Source organism: Methylothermaceae bacteria B42, from assembly GCA_001566965.1.
Classification (GTDB): Bacteria; Pseudomonadota; Gammaproteobacteria; order Methylococcales; family Methylothermaceae; genus Methylohalobius.
On record LSNW01000031.1, the window covers coordinates 145869 to 161729 of the forward strand.

Genomic DNA, 15861 nt, shown 5'->3' on the forward strand with positions numbered 1-15861 from the left:
ATTTATCTCTGCGATCTCTGCGCCTCTGCGGTGAAATCAAATAACCATCACCACGAGAGAAACTTATGGAAGTTGTCATTTATCATAACCCCCGCTGCAGCAAATCCCGTGCGACTTTACAGCTGCTGCAAGAAAAAGGCATCGAGCCTGAAATCATCGAATATCTGAAAACACCTCCCAGCAAGGAAGAGCTGGAAGCCATCCTGAACAAACTGGGCATGGAGCCAAGGGATTTGATGCGCAAAAAAGAAAAGGTCTATAAGGAAAAGGGCCTGGATAACCCAGATTTGACCCGTGACCAACTGATTCAGGCGATGATTGAAAACCCGATTCTCATTGAACGTCCCATTGTCCTGGTGGGCGACAAGGCCGCCCTCGGCCGCCCTCCGGAAAACGTATTGGAGATTTTACCCCATGGCTGAAATTCTGGTGTTGTACTACAGCCGTTATGGCGCCACCGCCACCATGGCGGACACCATCGCCCGCGGCGTGGAAAGCGTGGAAGGCGCTGTCGCCAAGGTCCGTACCGTGCCTCCGGTATCGGCGGCGTGCGAGGCCACGGAAGACGTCATCCCTGGCAATGGCCCACCTTATGCCACCATGGAGGATTTGCAACACTGTGATGGCCTGGCCTTGGGCAGTCCCACCCACTTTGGCAACATGGCGGCGCCACTGAAATATTTTCTCGACCAGACCAGCAGCATTTGGTTTTCCGGCGGGTTGTCGGGCAAACCGGCCGGGGTTTTCACCGCCACTTCCAGCATGCACGGCGGCCACGAAACCACCCTGTTATCCATGATGTTGCCCCTGCTCCACCACGGCATGCTGATTGTCGGCATTCCCTCCCAGGAAACCGCTTTGATGGAAACCAAGACCGGCGGCACCCCTTACGGCCCCAGCCACTTGTCCGGAGAGGAAAACAAACACTTAAGCGAGGAAGAAAAGCGTCTGTGCCTGTGTCTCGGACAGCGCCTGGCGACCATCGCCCTCGCCCTCAAACCAACCTGATTCCCGCCATGCCTGCCCAATTGCCTCTGCAACTGTCATTTCCAGAGGCACCGCGCTTCGACCAATTCCATGCCGGAAACAACCGGGAGGTTATCGAGATCTTGAAGGATTGCGCCCGCGGCGTGGGCGAATCCTACCTGTTTCTGTGGGGCGATGAGGGATGCGGAAAAACCCATCTGCTCCATGCCTGCTGCCGGGAAGCCCATGGGAAGGGCGAAGCGGTAGGCTATCTCCCGATGACGGAGCTGGTGGCCTACGGCCCCGAGATTTTGCAGGGCCTGGAACAAATGGCGCTGCTTTGCATCGACGACATCCATGCCCTTGCCGGCAAGCCCCGTTGGGAGGAAGCGCTGTTCCACGGCTTCAACCGCTGGCGTGAAAACAGCATCCGGCTGATCATTTCGGCCAACCAAGCGCCGGCAGAACTGCCCATTGCCCTGCCCGATCTCAAAACCCGCCTGACCTGGGGCTTAACCCTCCGCCTCCATCCTTTCAACGACGAAGACAAACTGGCCGCCCTGCAGCTACGGGCCCGGCAATTGGGGCTGGAGCTCTCCCCCCAGGTCGGCAGATTCCTTTTGACCCACACTCCCCGGGATTTACCTTCCCTGTGGCGTTTGTTAAATTCCCTGGACCAGGCCACTTTGGCCGCCAAGCGTAAACTCACCATTCCATTTTTGAAAGATTATCTGGAATCCGAATCATGAAGGTATTGATAGTCGGCACCGGCGCCATTGGCGGATTCTACGGGGCCCTGTTAGCCAAGCAAGGCGCTGAGGTCAGCGTTGTGTGCCGCGGCGATTACGATACAGTCAAAACCCATGGCATTTACATCCAAAGCACCCTGGGAGAATGGACCTTTCAGCCAGATGCGGTGTACCGGCATGCTGGAGAAGTCCCATCTCCGCCAGACTATGTCATTCTCTGCACCAAGGTTCTGCCTCACGTTGACCGAGTGGCTTTGATTCGCGAGGCAGTCGGCCCGGAAACCGCCATTACCTTGATTCAAAATGGGGTGGAAATCGAAGACGAACTGGCCAAGGCATTTCCCGACAACGAACTGATCAGCGGCCTGGCTTTTGTCTGCGTCAGCCGCACGAAATCGGGACATGTCTGGCATCAAGCCTATGGCCATTTGATGTTTGGCCGTTATCCCGCCGGAATCACACCGAAAGTCACCGCCCTTTGCGATACTTTCAACAAGTCGGGAATCAGCGCCAAAGCGATGGAAGACATTGTTGCCGCCCGCTGGCAAAAATGCGTCTGGAATGCGCCGTTCAACCCCTTGTCCGTCCTTTCCGGCGGACTTTACACCAGCGACATCCTGGAAAATCAGGAGGCCTTCGTGCGCCAGTTGATGACGGAAGTCTGCGCCATCGCCGAAGCCACCGGACACCCCTTGCCCCCTAATGTGATTGACAAGAACATCGCCAACACCTATAAAATGCCTCCCTACAAAACTTCCATGCTGCTGGATTTTGAGGCCGGCCGCCCCATGGAGACCGAAGCCATCCTGGGCAACGCCGTACGCGCAGGTCAGCGGGAAGGGGTCGCCATCCCCCGGCTGGAATCGGTTTACGCCTTAATGAAACTGCGGGAACTGGCCCGGCAAAAATCCACTACCCCATGACATTCCTTTCCCATCCCTGGTGGACCGGCGCCCTGCGAGTGTGCCTGGGGGTCTATTTATTGTTTATCCTTTATCTTTCCCTGGCACCGCAACCCTTGGAAGAGGTGGAAATCAATGACAAATTCGGCCACCTGATAGCCTTTTTTGGTTTGGGATTGTTGACTGACCTCGCCTTTCCCAAACACAAGTTTGGCTGGCTGGTGATGCTCAACCTTTTCGCCATCGGTGTGCTTATCGAAGCCATGCAATACCACACCCAATACCGCACTGCTTCCATTGCCGACTTGATCGCCGATGCACTGGGATTGCTTGGCTATTGGTTGACCAGACATTGGCTGATAAAACAGAAAAACTAGCCCCTCAGACACGGCATGATATTTCCGAGGTGATGGAGTTCGGTCGCTGTGTGGGGGGCGGCCCGGATAGCCGCCATGCCCTCTTCTCGAATGGTTTCTAAGATTCTGCTGGACTGTAGGTCAAAGTGTCCATCAGATCAATCATGAATTCGGTTTCTTCCCTGTCCACCGGATCCCATCCAGAAATGCCCAAAGATTTAAGTATTTCCTGGGTTTTGGGCGTAATCTCCATTGCCAGCAACGCTCCCAGCAAAGTCTCCCATAAATCAATCAGCGTTGGTGACGCCATCAGAGAATGATGCAACACCTGGATATCGCTCCGGACCAAAACCTTTAACTGCCTTTGGATGGGCCGGCTTAGTTCATCGAAAGCATCGGCAAAAAAAATGCCGGCATCGCACTCGCCCTGCAATAATTTTTTCGCCACTTGCACATAATTGCCACATTCAATAAGTTGGATATTGTTTTTGGACAATCCCGCCGGCTCCAACAACATCATGCCCATCAAATGGACGTCCGGATCGTCGGTGGTGGCAATTTTTGCCCCTGGGGATAAGTCTTCAACCTGGCTGAACTGAGAATCAGATAACGAGGCAATCAAGGCTTCATCCGAACCGCCCCGGGGTTTAACGAGAGAGGTAAATCCCTTTTCGCGCACCAACGTGGCAGCATCGTAAGGGTTCGAATAAATCAAATCCACCTTATCGTCGGCAATCGCCCGGTGCAGCGCCTGAAAATCATCGAATAACTCCAAATGAAAACGGGTTTCCAACACTCGTTGCAGCCAAGTATTGAAAATAAACCACCCGGAAAGGTGATCCGGGCTGAAGTCTGGACTCACTGTGAACATATAGGTCATTGACTTTCCTCCAATTCCTTGGCCCGCATGGCCGCGTAAAGTTCAACGCACTCCAACACCTTGGAACGTTCCGGCTTACGCCGCACGGAGCTGTAACCTATGATTTTCCCTCTTCGCACATTGGGAATCACCGTGGCCTTGACCCAATAATAGGCACCATCCTTGCGCAGATTCTTGACATAGCCTTGCCAAATGTCGCCCCGTTGTATGGTCTCCCATAAATCCTTGAAAGCCGCCTTCGGCATATCCGGATGACGCAAAATCGAATGGGGAGCACCGATCAGTTCTTCTTCCGTATAGCCGGACATGGCCACAAAGGAGCGGTTGACATGGGTAATAATGCCTTGCGTATCGGTGCGTGAAACAATCAAGCGGCCGTCGGGATAGGGAATCTCGATATCGGTAACCAACACCCGGCGGGAACCATATTGGAAAAGTTGCAGCACATGCTCGCGGAATTCCCCCTGAACATCTTCTTGGGACATATCAGCAATCATGATTTTACCTTTACTCGGGGATTAAAGAAGGTCAGCAATATTGGCAGCCGCCCGCTTGACATCTAGAAAAATCAACCCCAATTTCGCCTTGGGCTTGGTTAACACGGTAAGAACCGCTTCTTTACCTGCATAGGTCATTAGAACATAGCCATTATTGCCTTTAACTAATACTTGCTCCAACTCGCCGCGGGCCAGTTCCTCCAAAGTTCGGCTACCTAATGACAACATAGCAGCGCTCATCGCCCCAACCCGATCTTCATCCATACCCTGCGGAAGGACGGACGCCATCATCAATCCATCAGTGGAGACAACCCCCGATGCTTTGATATCGCTGGAACTGCCATTCAATCCGATCAGTACCGATTCCAACATATCCGCGCGCATACAATTCACCTCCGATCATTCATTTCAATTTAAAGCCCGGCAGCGGAGAATACCGCAGCATTAATACCCAAATCAAAGTCACAAAATCCGGTTGGTTGAAATGGGGAATGCCAGAAACAACCAATACAAAACGGTCTTCACCGATATACAAAGGCCAGAAACCCAGTTTTCCGCATCCGCCGGAATCGACAACCGCCCAAGCTTCGCTGCCCACATCTTGATTATTGAGCAGCAGCTCTCGATAGCGGTCTTGTAGGCCCATCAAGTCCGCGCTGAGGGCTGCCAGCTCTTCAGCAGTTTCGTGGGGAAAACCGTGGGACGCCAGGTAAAAACCTTGCTGTTCCGCCAACAAGGCCTTGCCGTCTTCTGAAAGCCCGGCTAACAGGGAAGGCAATATTTCTTCCAAAGGCTGATCTGGCGCATCAAAAGATTGCTCGAAGCCTTGAATCCAACCCAGTTTTTGCAGTCTATGTATGGTCTCCATGGCTTGATTAGCATCTTCCTCCTCGCACCATTTTTTTACTAATTCAGGCGTTAAAGCCGCGGTACTGCTGGTGCGTAGGATATTTCTCAACAGCCGCCGGGATGGTGTAGTGGTTGTATCTGAAACCGCATGATAAGCACCGCCCGGTGTGGGCCAAACATAAAGGCCGTCAATTATTTGCATAGTTTTCATAAGCCTTATTGGTTGCTGTGGCGGATCCAATGTAGAAAGCAATGCTCCTTACTAGTTTCTTACAATATTTTCAGGGGCCAGGCCAATTCGCTCCAATTCCAGACCCAGACCCAGACCGGCAGCCAACACCAGATCAGTCTCATCCCTTTTGCCTTCGCTTATACTGCTTCGATCAACTGCAGGCTGCCGGTAGCTCCATCGTTGAGTACCGATAAAGATGAAAACGGCAACTGCCGGGGGGTAATTTCATTTTTCAAGCATGCCATCAATGCCAGGTAGCGACCCTCCTCTAACAGTGGTCGCGCGCCCTTTAACATGCGCTTTTTCAAATCAAAGCCTCCTCTGCCCAGCACCCAAAACAAATCCAATAAAGAGGCATATAAGGCATCTTGATTACGCCGGACAAGGGCAAAATAAATCCGGCAAAGATGGAACTGCAACTGGTATGGCAATTGGCGGACCTGTTGAGTGGCAAAAGCGTAAGCCGTATCCGGCGGCCAATCGTCTGACCACTGCAGCAATCGAATTTGACCGGTAAAAAATGCGCCTTGCCAAGGTTGGTTTTTCATTGATTCCAGATAAGAACTCGCAGCATAACTTACTGAGCTTTTAGCAGCTTGCACCTTACCCTCCGAAAACTATTATTATGCTTTAAGTATAAAAAACGATACCTGTAGAGAAAATATTGAGCCCTTTTTCCTGATTGTTCGAATTTTATTGCGCTACTTTTCCCACAAAACCTGTGGATAACTTTGTGAATAAATTGCTAATAGCAGTCTGAAACCCGCATAACCCTTTACCTTCCATTCAATTGCAAAGAAACTAGACAAGATTGTTTTCAAGTTGAAATCAACAGGTTACATGACACAGCATTACCGAACGAGAGCATAAAAAAACTTGACAACCTCTTACCGTTTTCAACAGTCGACTGTGAATAAGTATCTTCTTACATCCTGGCTTTCCAGCTGACACATCGTCTTACAGAATAAATATCAAGCTATACTGTCGCTGACTCGCCCCGTCTCTGGCCTGGGGTTGCGGCAAAGTAATCGAAAACATTTGAGATTCAGCCACGGTTACGCTATCAACAGCATAATTTTGATGGCTAGTGAATAACCCTCCTTGACATGGATCTATCATGCCGCTTATCAAACCGCCCCACGAGCAGCCGAAAAAATACGCCCTAACTGCGGCCATTTGCCTCGTCGTGTATGCCGCCATTGGCTTTCTGCTGATCCCGTGGCTGATCCGATGGCAAACGCCGGTTCAAATCCAAAAGCATTTGGGGCGGGAAAGTTCGCTGGAGAAAGCGGCGTTTAATCCTTTTACCCTGGAATTGAATTTACACGGCTTCACGCTGCTGGAACACAACGACCAGTCTTTTGTGAGTTTTGATCGGCTCTATGTGAACTATGGGCTTTGGGATTCTCTGACGCATCTGTCTGCCGCTGTGCAGGAAATTGCCCTGGAAGCCCCTTACGTGCATGTGGACCGACTGCCGGAAGGAAAATTTAATTTTTCTGACCTGGCCAAGAGCGCCAAAGAACCTGAGCCGGAAAAAGAAGAAAAGGAAGGTCTGTTTCCGGTGTGGATTGGCCGGTTAGCCATCCAAAATGGCCAAGTAAAATTCGAAGACCACGCTCTTAAACCTGGGTTTCAAGAGGAAATCCAACACCTCAACCTGCAAATCACCGGATTGTCCACCAAAAAAGACGCCGTCACTCCTTATCATCTGGAACTGGCCCTGGCCTCCGGCGGTAAGCTCGCAATTAACGGCGAAACGGTGCTTGATCCTTTATCCGCCCAAGGGGCACTTGATTTTAGCGGATTCGGCCTGAACAAAATCCAGGCCTATCTCAAAGACAGCGGCATCCAGCTACAACAAGGCGTTTTGACTGTCGCCGCAAACTACGGGTTTGACGGCGGCGCACCCGAGAAAATCCGCTTTAATTTGAGCCAAGGCAATCTCTCCATCGAGAATTTACAACTGGCCACCACAAAGGGAGGCAAGATGCAGCTCGAGATCCCCCGTTTCGAGGTGACGGGGGTGGGCGTAGAGTCTGTCACCCAACCCCAAAAACAAGCCACGGATCTCAAAATCGGCCAAATCCAGCTCACCGGCCAGACCCTCACCCTGTCCCGCCCGAAGGAGCCAAACCTTTTTATTAACACAGGCTTGGTTGCCCTGAATCACCTGGCGATGACCATGGAAAAGAGCGATGATCCGGCCCGGGAAGTCATGATCCTGACCAACCAGGCGCTCAAGATCAAAGACACCCGTATTGGCGGCAGCACCACGGCGGGCAAACCGGTTATCATGATTCCGGAAACGAGCGCGGAAAAGCTGGCTGTTGACCTGAAAAAACAAACGGTTGACCTGGAATCTCTTTCCTCTTCCCAAGCCACCATTGAAGCCTGGTTGGCCAAAGGCGGCGAGCTGAATTTACAAACCCTGTTCGCGGGCAACGCCCCCAAGGAAACCGGCGAACAAACCCGGCCTGATACGGATAAATCCGGAGCCACCTGGGCGGTTCAGGTCCATCATATCTCCCTGGACAACTATCAATTCGACCTGGAAGACAAAAACACCCGTCCCGCGGCCCGTTTCTCCCTGCGCCCTATTCGCCTGACTTTGGATAATTTCAGCACAACCCCGGGGAATCCCGTCCAACTGGCTATGGATATCACCATTAATGAAAAGGGGACATTTTCCGCCAAGGGACCCATTGTTATCGATCCGCTCAAGCTCAAGCTGGATTTGAACGCCAACCGCTTCGCCCTGGGCGCGCTTCAGCCCTATATCAGCCAATTCGCCAAACTGCATCTGAAAAAGGGGGATTTCCATCTTGCGGGCAAACTGGATCTTGCCCTGGACAAAAGCGGCAAGCCTGTGGGCGGTTTCCGGGGCGACACGGGCATTGCCCGCTTACATACCGTGGATACGGCAGAACAAAAGGACTTCTTGAAATGGCGGGCGTTAGACGTCAACGGGCTGGCCCTCAATTTTGCGCCCATGAAAGTCTCCATCCGCACCGTTGTGTCCGACGGCTTGTATAACCGCTTTATCATCCACAAGGACAAAACCACCAACCTGGATGACATATTTCCCAAGCAACCCGCCAAAAGCCCAAAGTCCGCCCCAACACAAAAGAACGGCCCGCCTCTGCCTCTTGCCATTGGCTCTGTCAAAATCAAAAATGCGGCGGCCCTGTTTTCCGACCAGTCGTTGGTTCTGCCCTTTGTCCTCAACATGGGGCAGCTCAATGGCGCCATCGACAACATTTCCACTCGAGCCAATCACATCGCCAAAGTCGATATCCAAGGCAAGGTCAACCGCATGGCGCCAGTATTGATTGCAGGCAGCTTGAAACCTTTCGATATCGAGAATTTTCTCGACATCCAGTTAAAGGTGGAAGACGCCGATTTAACCGCCGTCACGCCTTACATGGCGCATTTCGCCGGTTACGCCATTGAAAAGGGCAAAATCACCCTGGATGTGGCCTACAAAATCCAGGACAAAAAACTGGAAGCCCAGAACCAGGTGGTCATTAATCAATTGACCCTGGGAGATAAAATCGACAGCCCCGAGGCGGTTTCCCTGCCGGTCAAACTCGCCATTGGCCTGCTGCAAGATCAAAATGGTGTCATCGATTTGAACTTGCCCCTGACGGGCAGCCTGGAGGACCCGAAATTCAGCATTGGCCGATTAATCGGCCAGGTGCTGCTCAATTTGCTCACCAAGGCCGCCACCTCCCCATTTAGCTTAATCGGCGGGCTCGTGAGTTCTGGTGGGGAAGATCCCGGCAAAATCAGCTTTCCATTAGGCTCGGCCGCCTTGTCCCACCAAGAAGCGCAAAAGCTCGTCAAAATCGGCCGGGCACTGCAAGCCCGGCCAAAACTTGTCGTCGAAGTCAAAGGCATCGCTCTCGACCCCGCCGACCGCCAAGCGATGGCGGAAAACCGCCTTCTGGCCCGGATGCGGATGGAAAAATGGGACGACATTGAAGGCGAAGAAGGCGCTCCCGCAGGACCCGGGGCGATACAGTTGAGTAATCAGGAAATCCAGGATTTTCTGGTGAAATATTACCTGGACGATGTGGAAGATGCCCAGGATCCGGAACCTGTCAAAACCGGGTCTGGCGAGGAAGTTATTCCACAAGCATACTACAAAAAAGCCAAACAAAAACTCCTGGAGCAAATCCCCGTTACCGACCTGGACCTCCAGCAACTGGCCCGCAACCGCGCCACCGCCATTGTTCATTACCTTACCCAACAAGGCAAACTGCCCGCCAGCCGGGTTTTCGTGCTGCAAGAAGACATCCAGAAACAAGCACCCTCTGAGGGCGAGAACAAGGTGGCTTTGGAATTGAAATTAACGGTCCCGTAGTATTTACTGAAAAAAGCCAAACCCGCTTAATAGTTTAAGGATAAGTTCCCGCTGATCGTAAATCAGCGCCGCCGGGAATATCAGGGAGATGATGACGCCCGCTACTTTGAGGATAAGGCGCATTTTCCTGGAAGGCATGTTGAACTCTGTTGGTACCACCTGCGCCGCCTGATCCGACGGCGCCCATCCCTCTCCCAAGTTTGCCACCGTCTGCCGACGGATGTGTTCCGCATGGCTGCTCCCTGCCAAAGTATCGCCCACGGTGATAGCCCTGCCGTCTTTCTGGAGCAATCTCAATTTGTACCAGACCCGGGAAGTTTGTCCATCGCTTGAGGATAAACCTTTCTCTATGCGGATATCAGCGATATCCGAAGCTTTAATCTCGGTTTCGATAATCAAGCCCAAAATATTTCTCTGGACTTTGACCCCGGCAGGCAATACCGTCACCTTCAAGCTATTTCCCAGCAGAAAAACGCCTCCCGCCAGCACCAACAGACTGATCAAATAACCAAAGCCAAAAAACAGCATCGAAGTCACAGGCAGAAAATCCGCAAATTGCCGGTGCATAAACCATTGGGCAACCAAAAAAATAATGCCTATAACCAATAGGACCAATCCCACCCCCTTGTTGCGCCAAGCGGGATAATCATACCGCGCGCCATCTTCCAGCGGTTTGATTGTAGGAACAGCCATACCGGCGGCCTCCACCGCCACCGGAAATTCCTTCCTTTCAGGCTGGGATCGCATGAAGCGGGCTGAAGCGGCAATATCTTTCCGGCTGGCATTGGCCACTGGAATGACAAAATGGCGCTCGAAATCCCTGCCTTTCATCGGCACGGCAATGTGTATATCCCAGCGATATTCCTCCTCTTTAGTGGAGGCAGAGGCCGGCAAATTATCAGGCGGATGAAATTGAAACTCTATGCGATAGCTTTTCCCATACGGTTGGGCGGGAACCGTGATGCGATCCTGCCACAGCGCTCTGGACACATATCTGCGCTCACTCCCCCGTTTCTCCCAATAATGGCGAGTACAGGTCAACGACACCTGGGCTTGCCCGGCACCCTTGTCGGCCGTTGGCACCTTCACATAACCTGCCACGACGCCGCCAATTTGCCCAGGGAAAGGATCCATGATTAAAGGGGTTTTTCCAAACTTAATCCAGGCAGCCGTCTCTTTTACCGCCCGGTACACCAACAAAATGCCAACCAACGGGAACAACGCGAAAAAATAAAAGACCGGATTCTCCTGGAAAGCCTCGAAAATCCGCTGCTGCCCATAATAAATCGTTGCCCAAACCCCGGCATTCCATAAGACAGCAAAAAACCAAAGCGCATACTGCTGGCCCTTGGCATTGGAGTAGATCCGGTTGGATTGGAATTTGCCCCTGTGTGAATCGACCCATGGCATCGACATAGCTTTTCCTTTTGGATTTGGCTTTATCTATCAACTATAGCCGTTGGATCTAAAATTTCATGAGGCAGGAACAATGGCCTTTATATCACCTAAGTTCTGCAAGTGTTTCGGCATTCGGCTGCCAAATCAAGCCTTTATGCTGCGTAATCTGCACCAATTTTACGCTCGAAGCAGCGCTGCTACTACTGCGAAAAAAACGCCGAAAACCTTGCAAATGACCTCATTTTTCAACCGACGACAACTCCTTTTCCGCCAACAATTCCGCCCGGAACCGGTCAGCATCGCGGGCGATAAGTAGCAGTAAAATCCCCGAATAAATGAAAGTGGATAACAAAATCACACCGATGACAATGGCCTTGAACATATCCAAAAAGGGGAATTCCTCTGGAATCATGGAGAGCATGACAATCGACAACCCTCCTTTGATGCCGGCAAAAGTCAGAACGCCCCACCAACGGAAATTCACGTCCACCATTTTGTCCGTCCGTTGGGTCAAAAAGGCAAACTTGGCCATCATCAAGGCCCGGATCAGTGTTGTCGCCGCAAACATTACCAGAATCTCCCGCCAATATTTGACCAGCAACGCCAGGTTGACAATCTCTGCCATGGCCACGAATAAGATGGTATTAGCCACCAACCCCAGTAACTGAATATCCTCACGGGTACGTAGATGACGGGCCCGTTCTTCCACAGTAACCTTGATCACTTCCAAGGCAGTGTCGATTAGCCGCCTGGAAGTAGCGACGTCCCTGGACTCTTGCCGTAAAGCGTCTTCCTCGGCCTCGATCCGCCGCTCGTCGTAGCTGACCGCTTTGCACATCCAGTGATTCAAGGTCACGGTGGCGACGATACAAGATAGGATGCCAGAAAAATGCAGGTGACTGTGAGCGCCTAATAAATTGAGCAGATTGTAGAAATGCTCGGCCAAGGTAAAGGCGGCGTAGCCGGTGACAATCACTACCATCATCTCCGCGATGCGATTATCGGTGGTTTTCAAAAGCCCAAGCCCGAGAAACCCAAAAGCCAGCCCAAGAAGGATGGAACCCAACACCACCACAAGGCTGATTTTGACCACATAACCCACCGTGACTTCGCCCCCTTCCAGCGCATAGAGCCCAATATAAACAAAAACAATCAGCGCCGTGGCATCATTGAACAAGCTTTCCCCTTCCGCCAGAATCTTGAGCCTGTGAGGTAATTCGAAGCGGGAAAAGATGCTCACTACTGATACTGGATCGGTTGCCAGCACCATGGCAAACAACAAAATTGTCGCGGGAATGCTCAGGTGGTATTCGCCAAATAGAAAATCCTTCAGAAGCAGTGCCGCAATCACTGACAAACCCACCGTCACCACAGCCAAATAGAACAAACTCAATCCGTGAGCCTTGAGCTGATCGACGCTAAGCTCCAAGGAATCGGAAATCAACAAAATGGGCAGCAATGTCAGCACCAAGGCGGCAAAATGCCCTGCATCAGGCGTCAGTGCCGTCACTTCCGGCAATAATAGATGAAGTAAAAAAGACAAGGCGATCAAAGACAAGGGCGAGGGAATGGAGAACTTGTCCTCTATCTGCAAGGCAAGATAAAGAATCAGCGCGACGGCAAGTACAGTCTCAATCATGAATGCAACCTTTCTATAACGGTTAGATTGGGCAGCATCATATCTAAGTCAAGCCAGAAAATCTTCCCGGCGCCGCTGTTTTTCTCCTTCACCAAAACAAAAACATCAATTTTCTGTTAAGATTGTTGAAAATTTCAACAATCATGAGAAAACCTATGGCCACAGTCAATTTTTCCGTCCCTGACGAAGTCAAGGAAGCCTTCAACAAAGCCTTTGAAGGCGAAAACAAGAGCGCCATCATCGCCCGCCTGATGCGGGAGGCGGTGGAGGAGAAAAAGCGCCAGAAGCGGCGTCAGGCAATTATCGAGGAACTTATCCGCATCCGCAAAGACAGGCCCACCGCCACCGATGAGGAAATCCGCCAGGCCCGGGAGGAAGGTCGGCCTTGAAGGTTGTCCTCGATGCCAGCGTACTGATCAAATGGCTAATTAATGATCCCGAGCGCGAAAGTCACACTGAAAAGGCAACCGCCTTGGTCACTGCTATTGGCCAAGGAGAACCGGAACTGATTCTGCCAGATCACTGGCTGGCAGAAGTCGCTGCCGTGTTATGCCGTATCAGCCCGGAAACAGCTCAAGGAGATGTGGAAACCTTGCATCTTCTCGACTGGCCCACCCTGAATACGCCAACGCTCTATTATCGTGCAACACGCCTGGCCATCGACATGCGCCATCACCTTTTCGACACTCTCTATCACGCCGCGGCTCTGGAAACCGGCGCCACCCTCGTCACCGCCGATGAGCATTACTGGCGCAAGGCGAATGGTCTGGGACACATTACCCTGTTGGAACACTTTGACCCATGAGCACCTTGCTAACCTTAAAAAACATTTCCCTCGCCTACAGCATCCAACCCCTGCTCGACCAGGCAGAACTGACCATCGAAACTGGTGAACGCATCGGCCTCATCGGCCGTAACGGTGAAGGCAAATCCACTTTATTGCGCCTATGCGCCGGCCAGATCGAACCGGATGGCGGCGAAATCTGGCGTCGCCCGGGGTTGAAAGTGGCTTTGCTTGAACAGACCCCCCAATTCGATCTTGAACTGAGCGCCTACGACGTGGTGGCGCAGGGCCTTGGACAAATCGGCGACCTGTTACAGCGTTATCATCATCTCGCCCAACAGGACTCGCCTAATCTCAAGGTATTGGAACGGCTGCAACACCAATTGGAAGCCAAAGAAGGGTGGCAGTTTCTGCAGAAGATCAATCACGCCCTCGCCCGCCTGGGTCTTGATCCAGAAATCCAAGCCAGCAGCCTTTCCGGTGGCTGGCAGCGGCGGCTGGCGCTGGCCAGGGCGCTGGTATCGGAACCAGATCTGCTACTCTTGGACGAACCTACCAACCATCTCGACCTGGACACCATCGACTGGCTGGAAACCGAACTGCTGCAGTTCCCCGGCAGCCTGCTATTTGTCACTCACGACCGTACCTTTCTGCAAAAGCTGGCCACCCGCATCATCGATCTCGACCGCGGCATACTCACCGCTTGGCCTGGCGATTACCGAAATTATTTGGAAAAGAAAGCCGCCGCCCTGGCCGAGGAAGAACGCCGCAACGCCGAATTCGACAAAAAGCTGGCCCAGGAGGAGGCCTGGATCCGCCAGGGCATCAAAGCCCGCCGTACCCGTAACGAGGGCCGGGTGCGGGCACTGAAAAAACTGCGCGAAGAACGGGCCCGGCGCCGTAAGCGCCAGGGCAAAGCCAACCTGGCCCTGGATACCGCGGAACGCTCCGGCAAACTGGTGATCGAAGCGGAGAACATTAGCTACACCTACGGCGACAAGCCCATCGTCAAGAATTTTTCCACTACCATTCTTCGCGGTGACCGTATCGGCCTGATTGGCCCCAACGGCGCGGGCAAGTCCACCTTGCTGAAACTGCTGCTCAAACAACTTGAACCCCAAAGCGGCCATGTACGCCACGGCACCAATCTGGAAATTGTCTGGTTCGACCAGCAACGCAGCCAGCTCGATCCAGAAAAAACCGTGGCCGATACCGTCGCTAACGGCAACGACTGGGTCACCGTCGGCGGCCAACGCCGCCACGTCATGTCGTATCTGTCTGACTTCCTGTTCGCTCCCGAGCGAGCCCGCCAACCCGTCAAAGCCCTCTCTGGCGGCGAACAGAGCCGGTTGCTCCTGGCCAAATTGTTCACTCGCCCCGCCAACCTCCTGGTCCTCGACGAACCCACCAACGATCTGGACCTGGAAACCCTGGAACTGCTCGAAGCCCTGCTCCTCGACTTCGACGGTACCCTGCTTTTGGTCAGCCACGACCGCGCCTTTCTCGACAACATCGTCACTTCCACACTAGTGTTCGAGGGTAACGGCAAAGTCGCCGAATACATCGGCGGCTATGAAGACTGGCTACGCCAGCGTCAATCCCCCGCCGTTGAATCACCGCCAAAAACAGAAAAGCCCCAGGAAAAACCCCGCCCCAAGCGAGCAAAAACCAAGCTTAGCTACAAAGAACAGCGGGAACTGGAGTCACTCCCAATAGAAATCGAGCAACTGGAAGCTCGCCAAAGCGAACTTCATAACTGTACCAACAACCCCGATTTCTATCGGGGAAAGGTTGAAGAAATCAATGCGGTACTGGAAGAAATCGACAAAATAGAAAAAGCATTGGAAAAGAAATATAATCGATGGGATGAGCTTGAATCATTTCAAGCAACATTAAAGTAGCCGCCACTCCTCTTTCATTAATAGTCAAAAGCTTAATACCCACAATGTTAACAGCAAAGCAAATTTATATTGCTTGTTACCTTTTAGTTTTCTCAGTTAGCGTGGTTACCCTTGCCACTCAAATCGATTGGCCTACTTCTAATGCGTACTTAGCGACTGGCATTTCTATATTAAAGTCATTCAACAGTTATCTGGCTGAAGTAATTGTCGCAATTATTATTGGAGGACTTTTAATATCCAGAAGTTTGTTTTACAGAATAATTGCATATGCAATTCTATTTCTCTTTTTTTCAATCTACACGATTCAAACCATCTCATATTATATATCTGGCCAGTTTATAA

At 52.0% G+C, this 15861-nt stretch carries 16 protein-coding genes; 9 read left to right on the top strand and 7 right to left on the bottom strand.

Annotated features, from left to right (window positions below; genetic code table 11):
- Nucleotides 1-65 precede the first annotated feature (65 nt).
- Genes AXA67_10750 through AXA67_10770 form a run of 5 tightly spaced genes read left to right on the top strand, consistent with a single transcriptional unit; the run spans nt 66 to nt 2994 of the window.
- The gene (locus tag AXA67_10750; GenBank protein ID KXJ40328.1) at nt 66-422 is read left to right on the top strand and encodes an arsenate reductase; all 357 of its coding nucleotides are present in this window, start codon (nt 66-68) and stop codon (nt 420-422) included.
- Nucleotides 415-1008, top strand: a complete 594-nt coding sequence (locus tag AXA67_10755) for an NAD(P)H-quinone oxidoreductase (GenBank protein KXJ40329.1) — start codon at nt 415-417, stop codon at nt 1006-1008. The genes AXA67_10750 and AXA67_10755 overlap by 8 nt, the downstream gene beginning before the upstream one ends.
- 8 nt (nt 1009-1016) lie before the next feature.
- A complete protein-coding gene (locus AXA67_10760; protein KXJ40330.1) occupies nt 1017-1715 on the top strand; it encodes a DnaA regulatory inactivator Hda in 699 nt (232 codons plus the stop codon).
- The gene (locus tag AXA67_10765) at nt 1712-2638 is read left to right on the top strand and encodes a 2-dehydropantoate 2-reductase (GenBank protein KXJ40331.1); all 927 of its coding nucleotides are present in this window, start codon (nt 1712-1714) and stop codon (nt 2636-2638) included. The genes AXA67_10760 and AXA67_10765 overlap by 4 nt, the downstream gene beginning before the upstream one ends.
- Nucleotides 2635-2994 carry a hypothetical protein gene (locus AXA67_10770; protein ID KXJ40332.1) on the top strand — a complete coding sequence of 120 codons (360 nt, stop codon included), beginning with the start codon at nt 2635-2637 and terminating at the stop codon, nt 2992-2994. The genes AXA67_10765 and AXA67_10770 overlap by 4 nt, the downstream gene beginning before the upstream one ends.
- Nucleotides 2995-3091: 97 nt before the next feature.
- Here AXA67_10770 and AXA67_10775 read toward each other — a convergent pair whose 3' ends face one another.
- From AXA67_10775 to AXA67_10795, 5 genes are all read right to left on the bottom strand, one after another.
- Complete coding sequence (locus AXA67_10775; protein ID KXJ40333.1) at nt 3092-3853, bottom strand: phosphate ABC transporter substrate-binding protein; 762 nt, start codon at nt 3851-3853, stop codon at nt 3092-3094.
- Nucleotides 3850-4350: a diguanylate cyclase gene (locus AXA67_10780; protein ID KXJ40334.1), complete on the bottom strand. Its 501-nt coding sequence runs from the start codon at nt 4348-4350 to the stop codon at nt 3850-3852. The genes AXA67_10775 and AXA67_10780 overlap by 4 nt, the downstream gene beginning before the upstream one ends.
- Before the next feature lie 21 nt (nt 4351-4371).
- On the bottom strand, nt 4372-4734 hold the full coding sequence (locus AXA67_10785; protein KXJ40335.1) for a hypothetical protein: 363 nt from the start codon (nt 4732-4734) through the stop codon (nt 4372-4374).
- A 19-nt stretch (nt 4735-4753) separates the two neighbouring features.
- The gene (locus AXA67_10790) at nt 4754-5410 is read right to left on the bottom strand and encodes a hypothetical protein (GenBank protein KXJ40336.1); all 657 of its coding nucleotides are present in this window, start codon (nt 5408-5410) and stop codon (nt 4754-4756) included.
- 158 nt (nt 5411-5568) lie between these two features.
- Nucleotides 5569-5979 (bottom strand): hypothetical protein, encoded by a 411-nt coding sequence (locus tag AXA67_10795; protein ID KXJ40337.1) that lies wholly within the window; start codon nt 5977-5979, stop codon nt 5569-5571.
- 569 nt (nt 5980-6548) lie between these two features.
- Between AXA67_10795 and AXA67_10800 the strand changes: the two genes are divergently transcribed.
- Nucleotides 6549-9797 carry a hypothetical protein gene (locus AXA67_10800; GenBank protein KXJ40338.1) on the top strand — a complete coding sequence of 1083 codons (3249 nt, stop codon included), beginning with the start codon at nt 6549-6551 and terminating at the stop codon, nt 9795-9797.
- Between the two features lie 3 nt (nt 9798-9800).
- On the opposite strand, the gene AXA67_10805 is transcribed toward AXA67_10800, so the two are convergent.
- Both AXA67_10805 and AXA67_10810 read right to left on the bottom strand, forming a co-directional pair.
- A complete protein-coding gene (locus tag AXA67_10805) occupies nt 9801-11207 on the bottom strand; it encodes a hypothetical protein (GenBank protein ID KXJ40339.1) in 1407 nt (468 codons plus the stop codon).
- 226 nt (nt 11208-11433) lie between these two features.
- Nucleotides 11434-12834 carry a sodium:proton antiporter gene (locus tag AXA67_10810; protein KXJ40340.1) on the bottom strand — a complete coding sequence of 467 codons (1401 nt, stop codon included), beginning with the start codon at nt 12832-12834 and terminating at the stop codon, nt 11434-11436.
- Between the two features lie 155 nt (nt 12835-12989).
- On the opposite strand from AXA67_10810, the gene AXA67_10815 reads away from it, so the two are divergent.
- Genes AXA67_10815 through AXA67_10825 form a run of 3 tightly spaced genes read left to right on the top strand, consistent with a single transcriptional unit; the run spans nt 12990 to nt 15519 of the window.
- Nucleotides 12990-13223 carry a hypothetical protein gene (locus AXA67_10815; GenBank protein ID KXJ40341.1) on the top strand — a complete coding sequence of 78 codons (234 nt, stop codon included), beginning with the start codon at nt 12990-12992 and terminating at the stop codon, nt 13221-13223.
- A complete protein-coding gene (locus AXA67_10820) occupies nt 13220-13639 on the top strand; it encodes a hypothetical protein (GenBank protein KXJ40342.1) in 420 nt (139 codons plus the stop codon). Before AXA67_10815 ends, AXA67_10820 begins: the two co-directional genes overlap by 4 nt.
- Complete coding sequence (locus tag AXA67_10825; GenBank protein KXJ40343.1) at nt 13636-15519, top strand: ABC transporter ATP-binding protein; 1884 nt, start codon at nt 13636-13638, stop codon at nt 15517-15519. The genes AXA67_10820 and AXA67_10825 overlap by 4 nt, the downstream gene beginning before the upstream one ends.
- Nucleotides 15520-15861 lie beyond the last annotated feature (342 nt).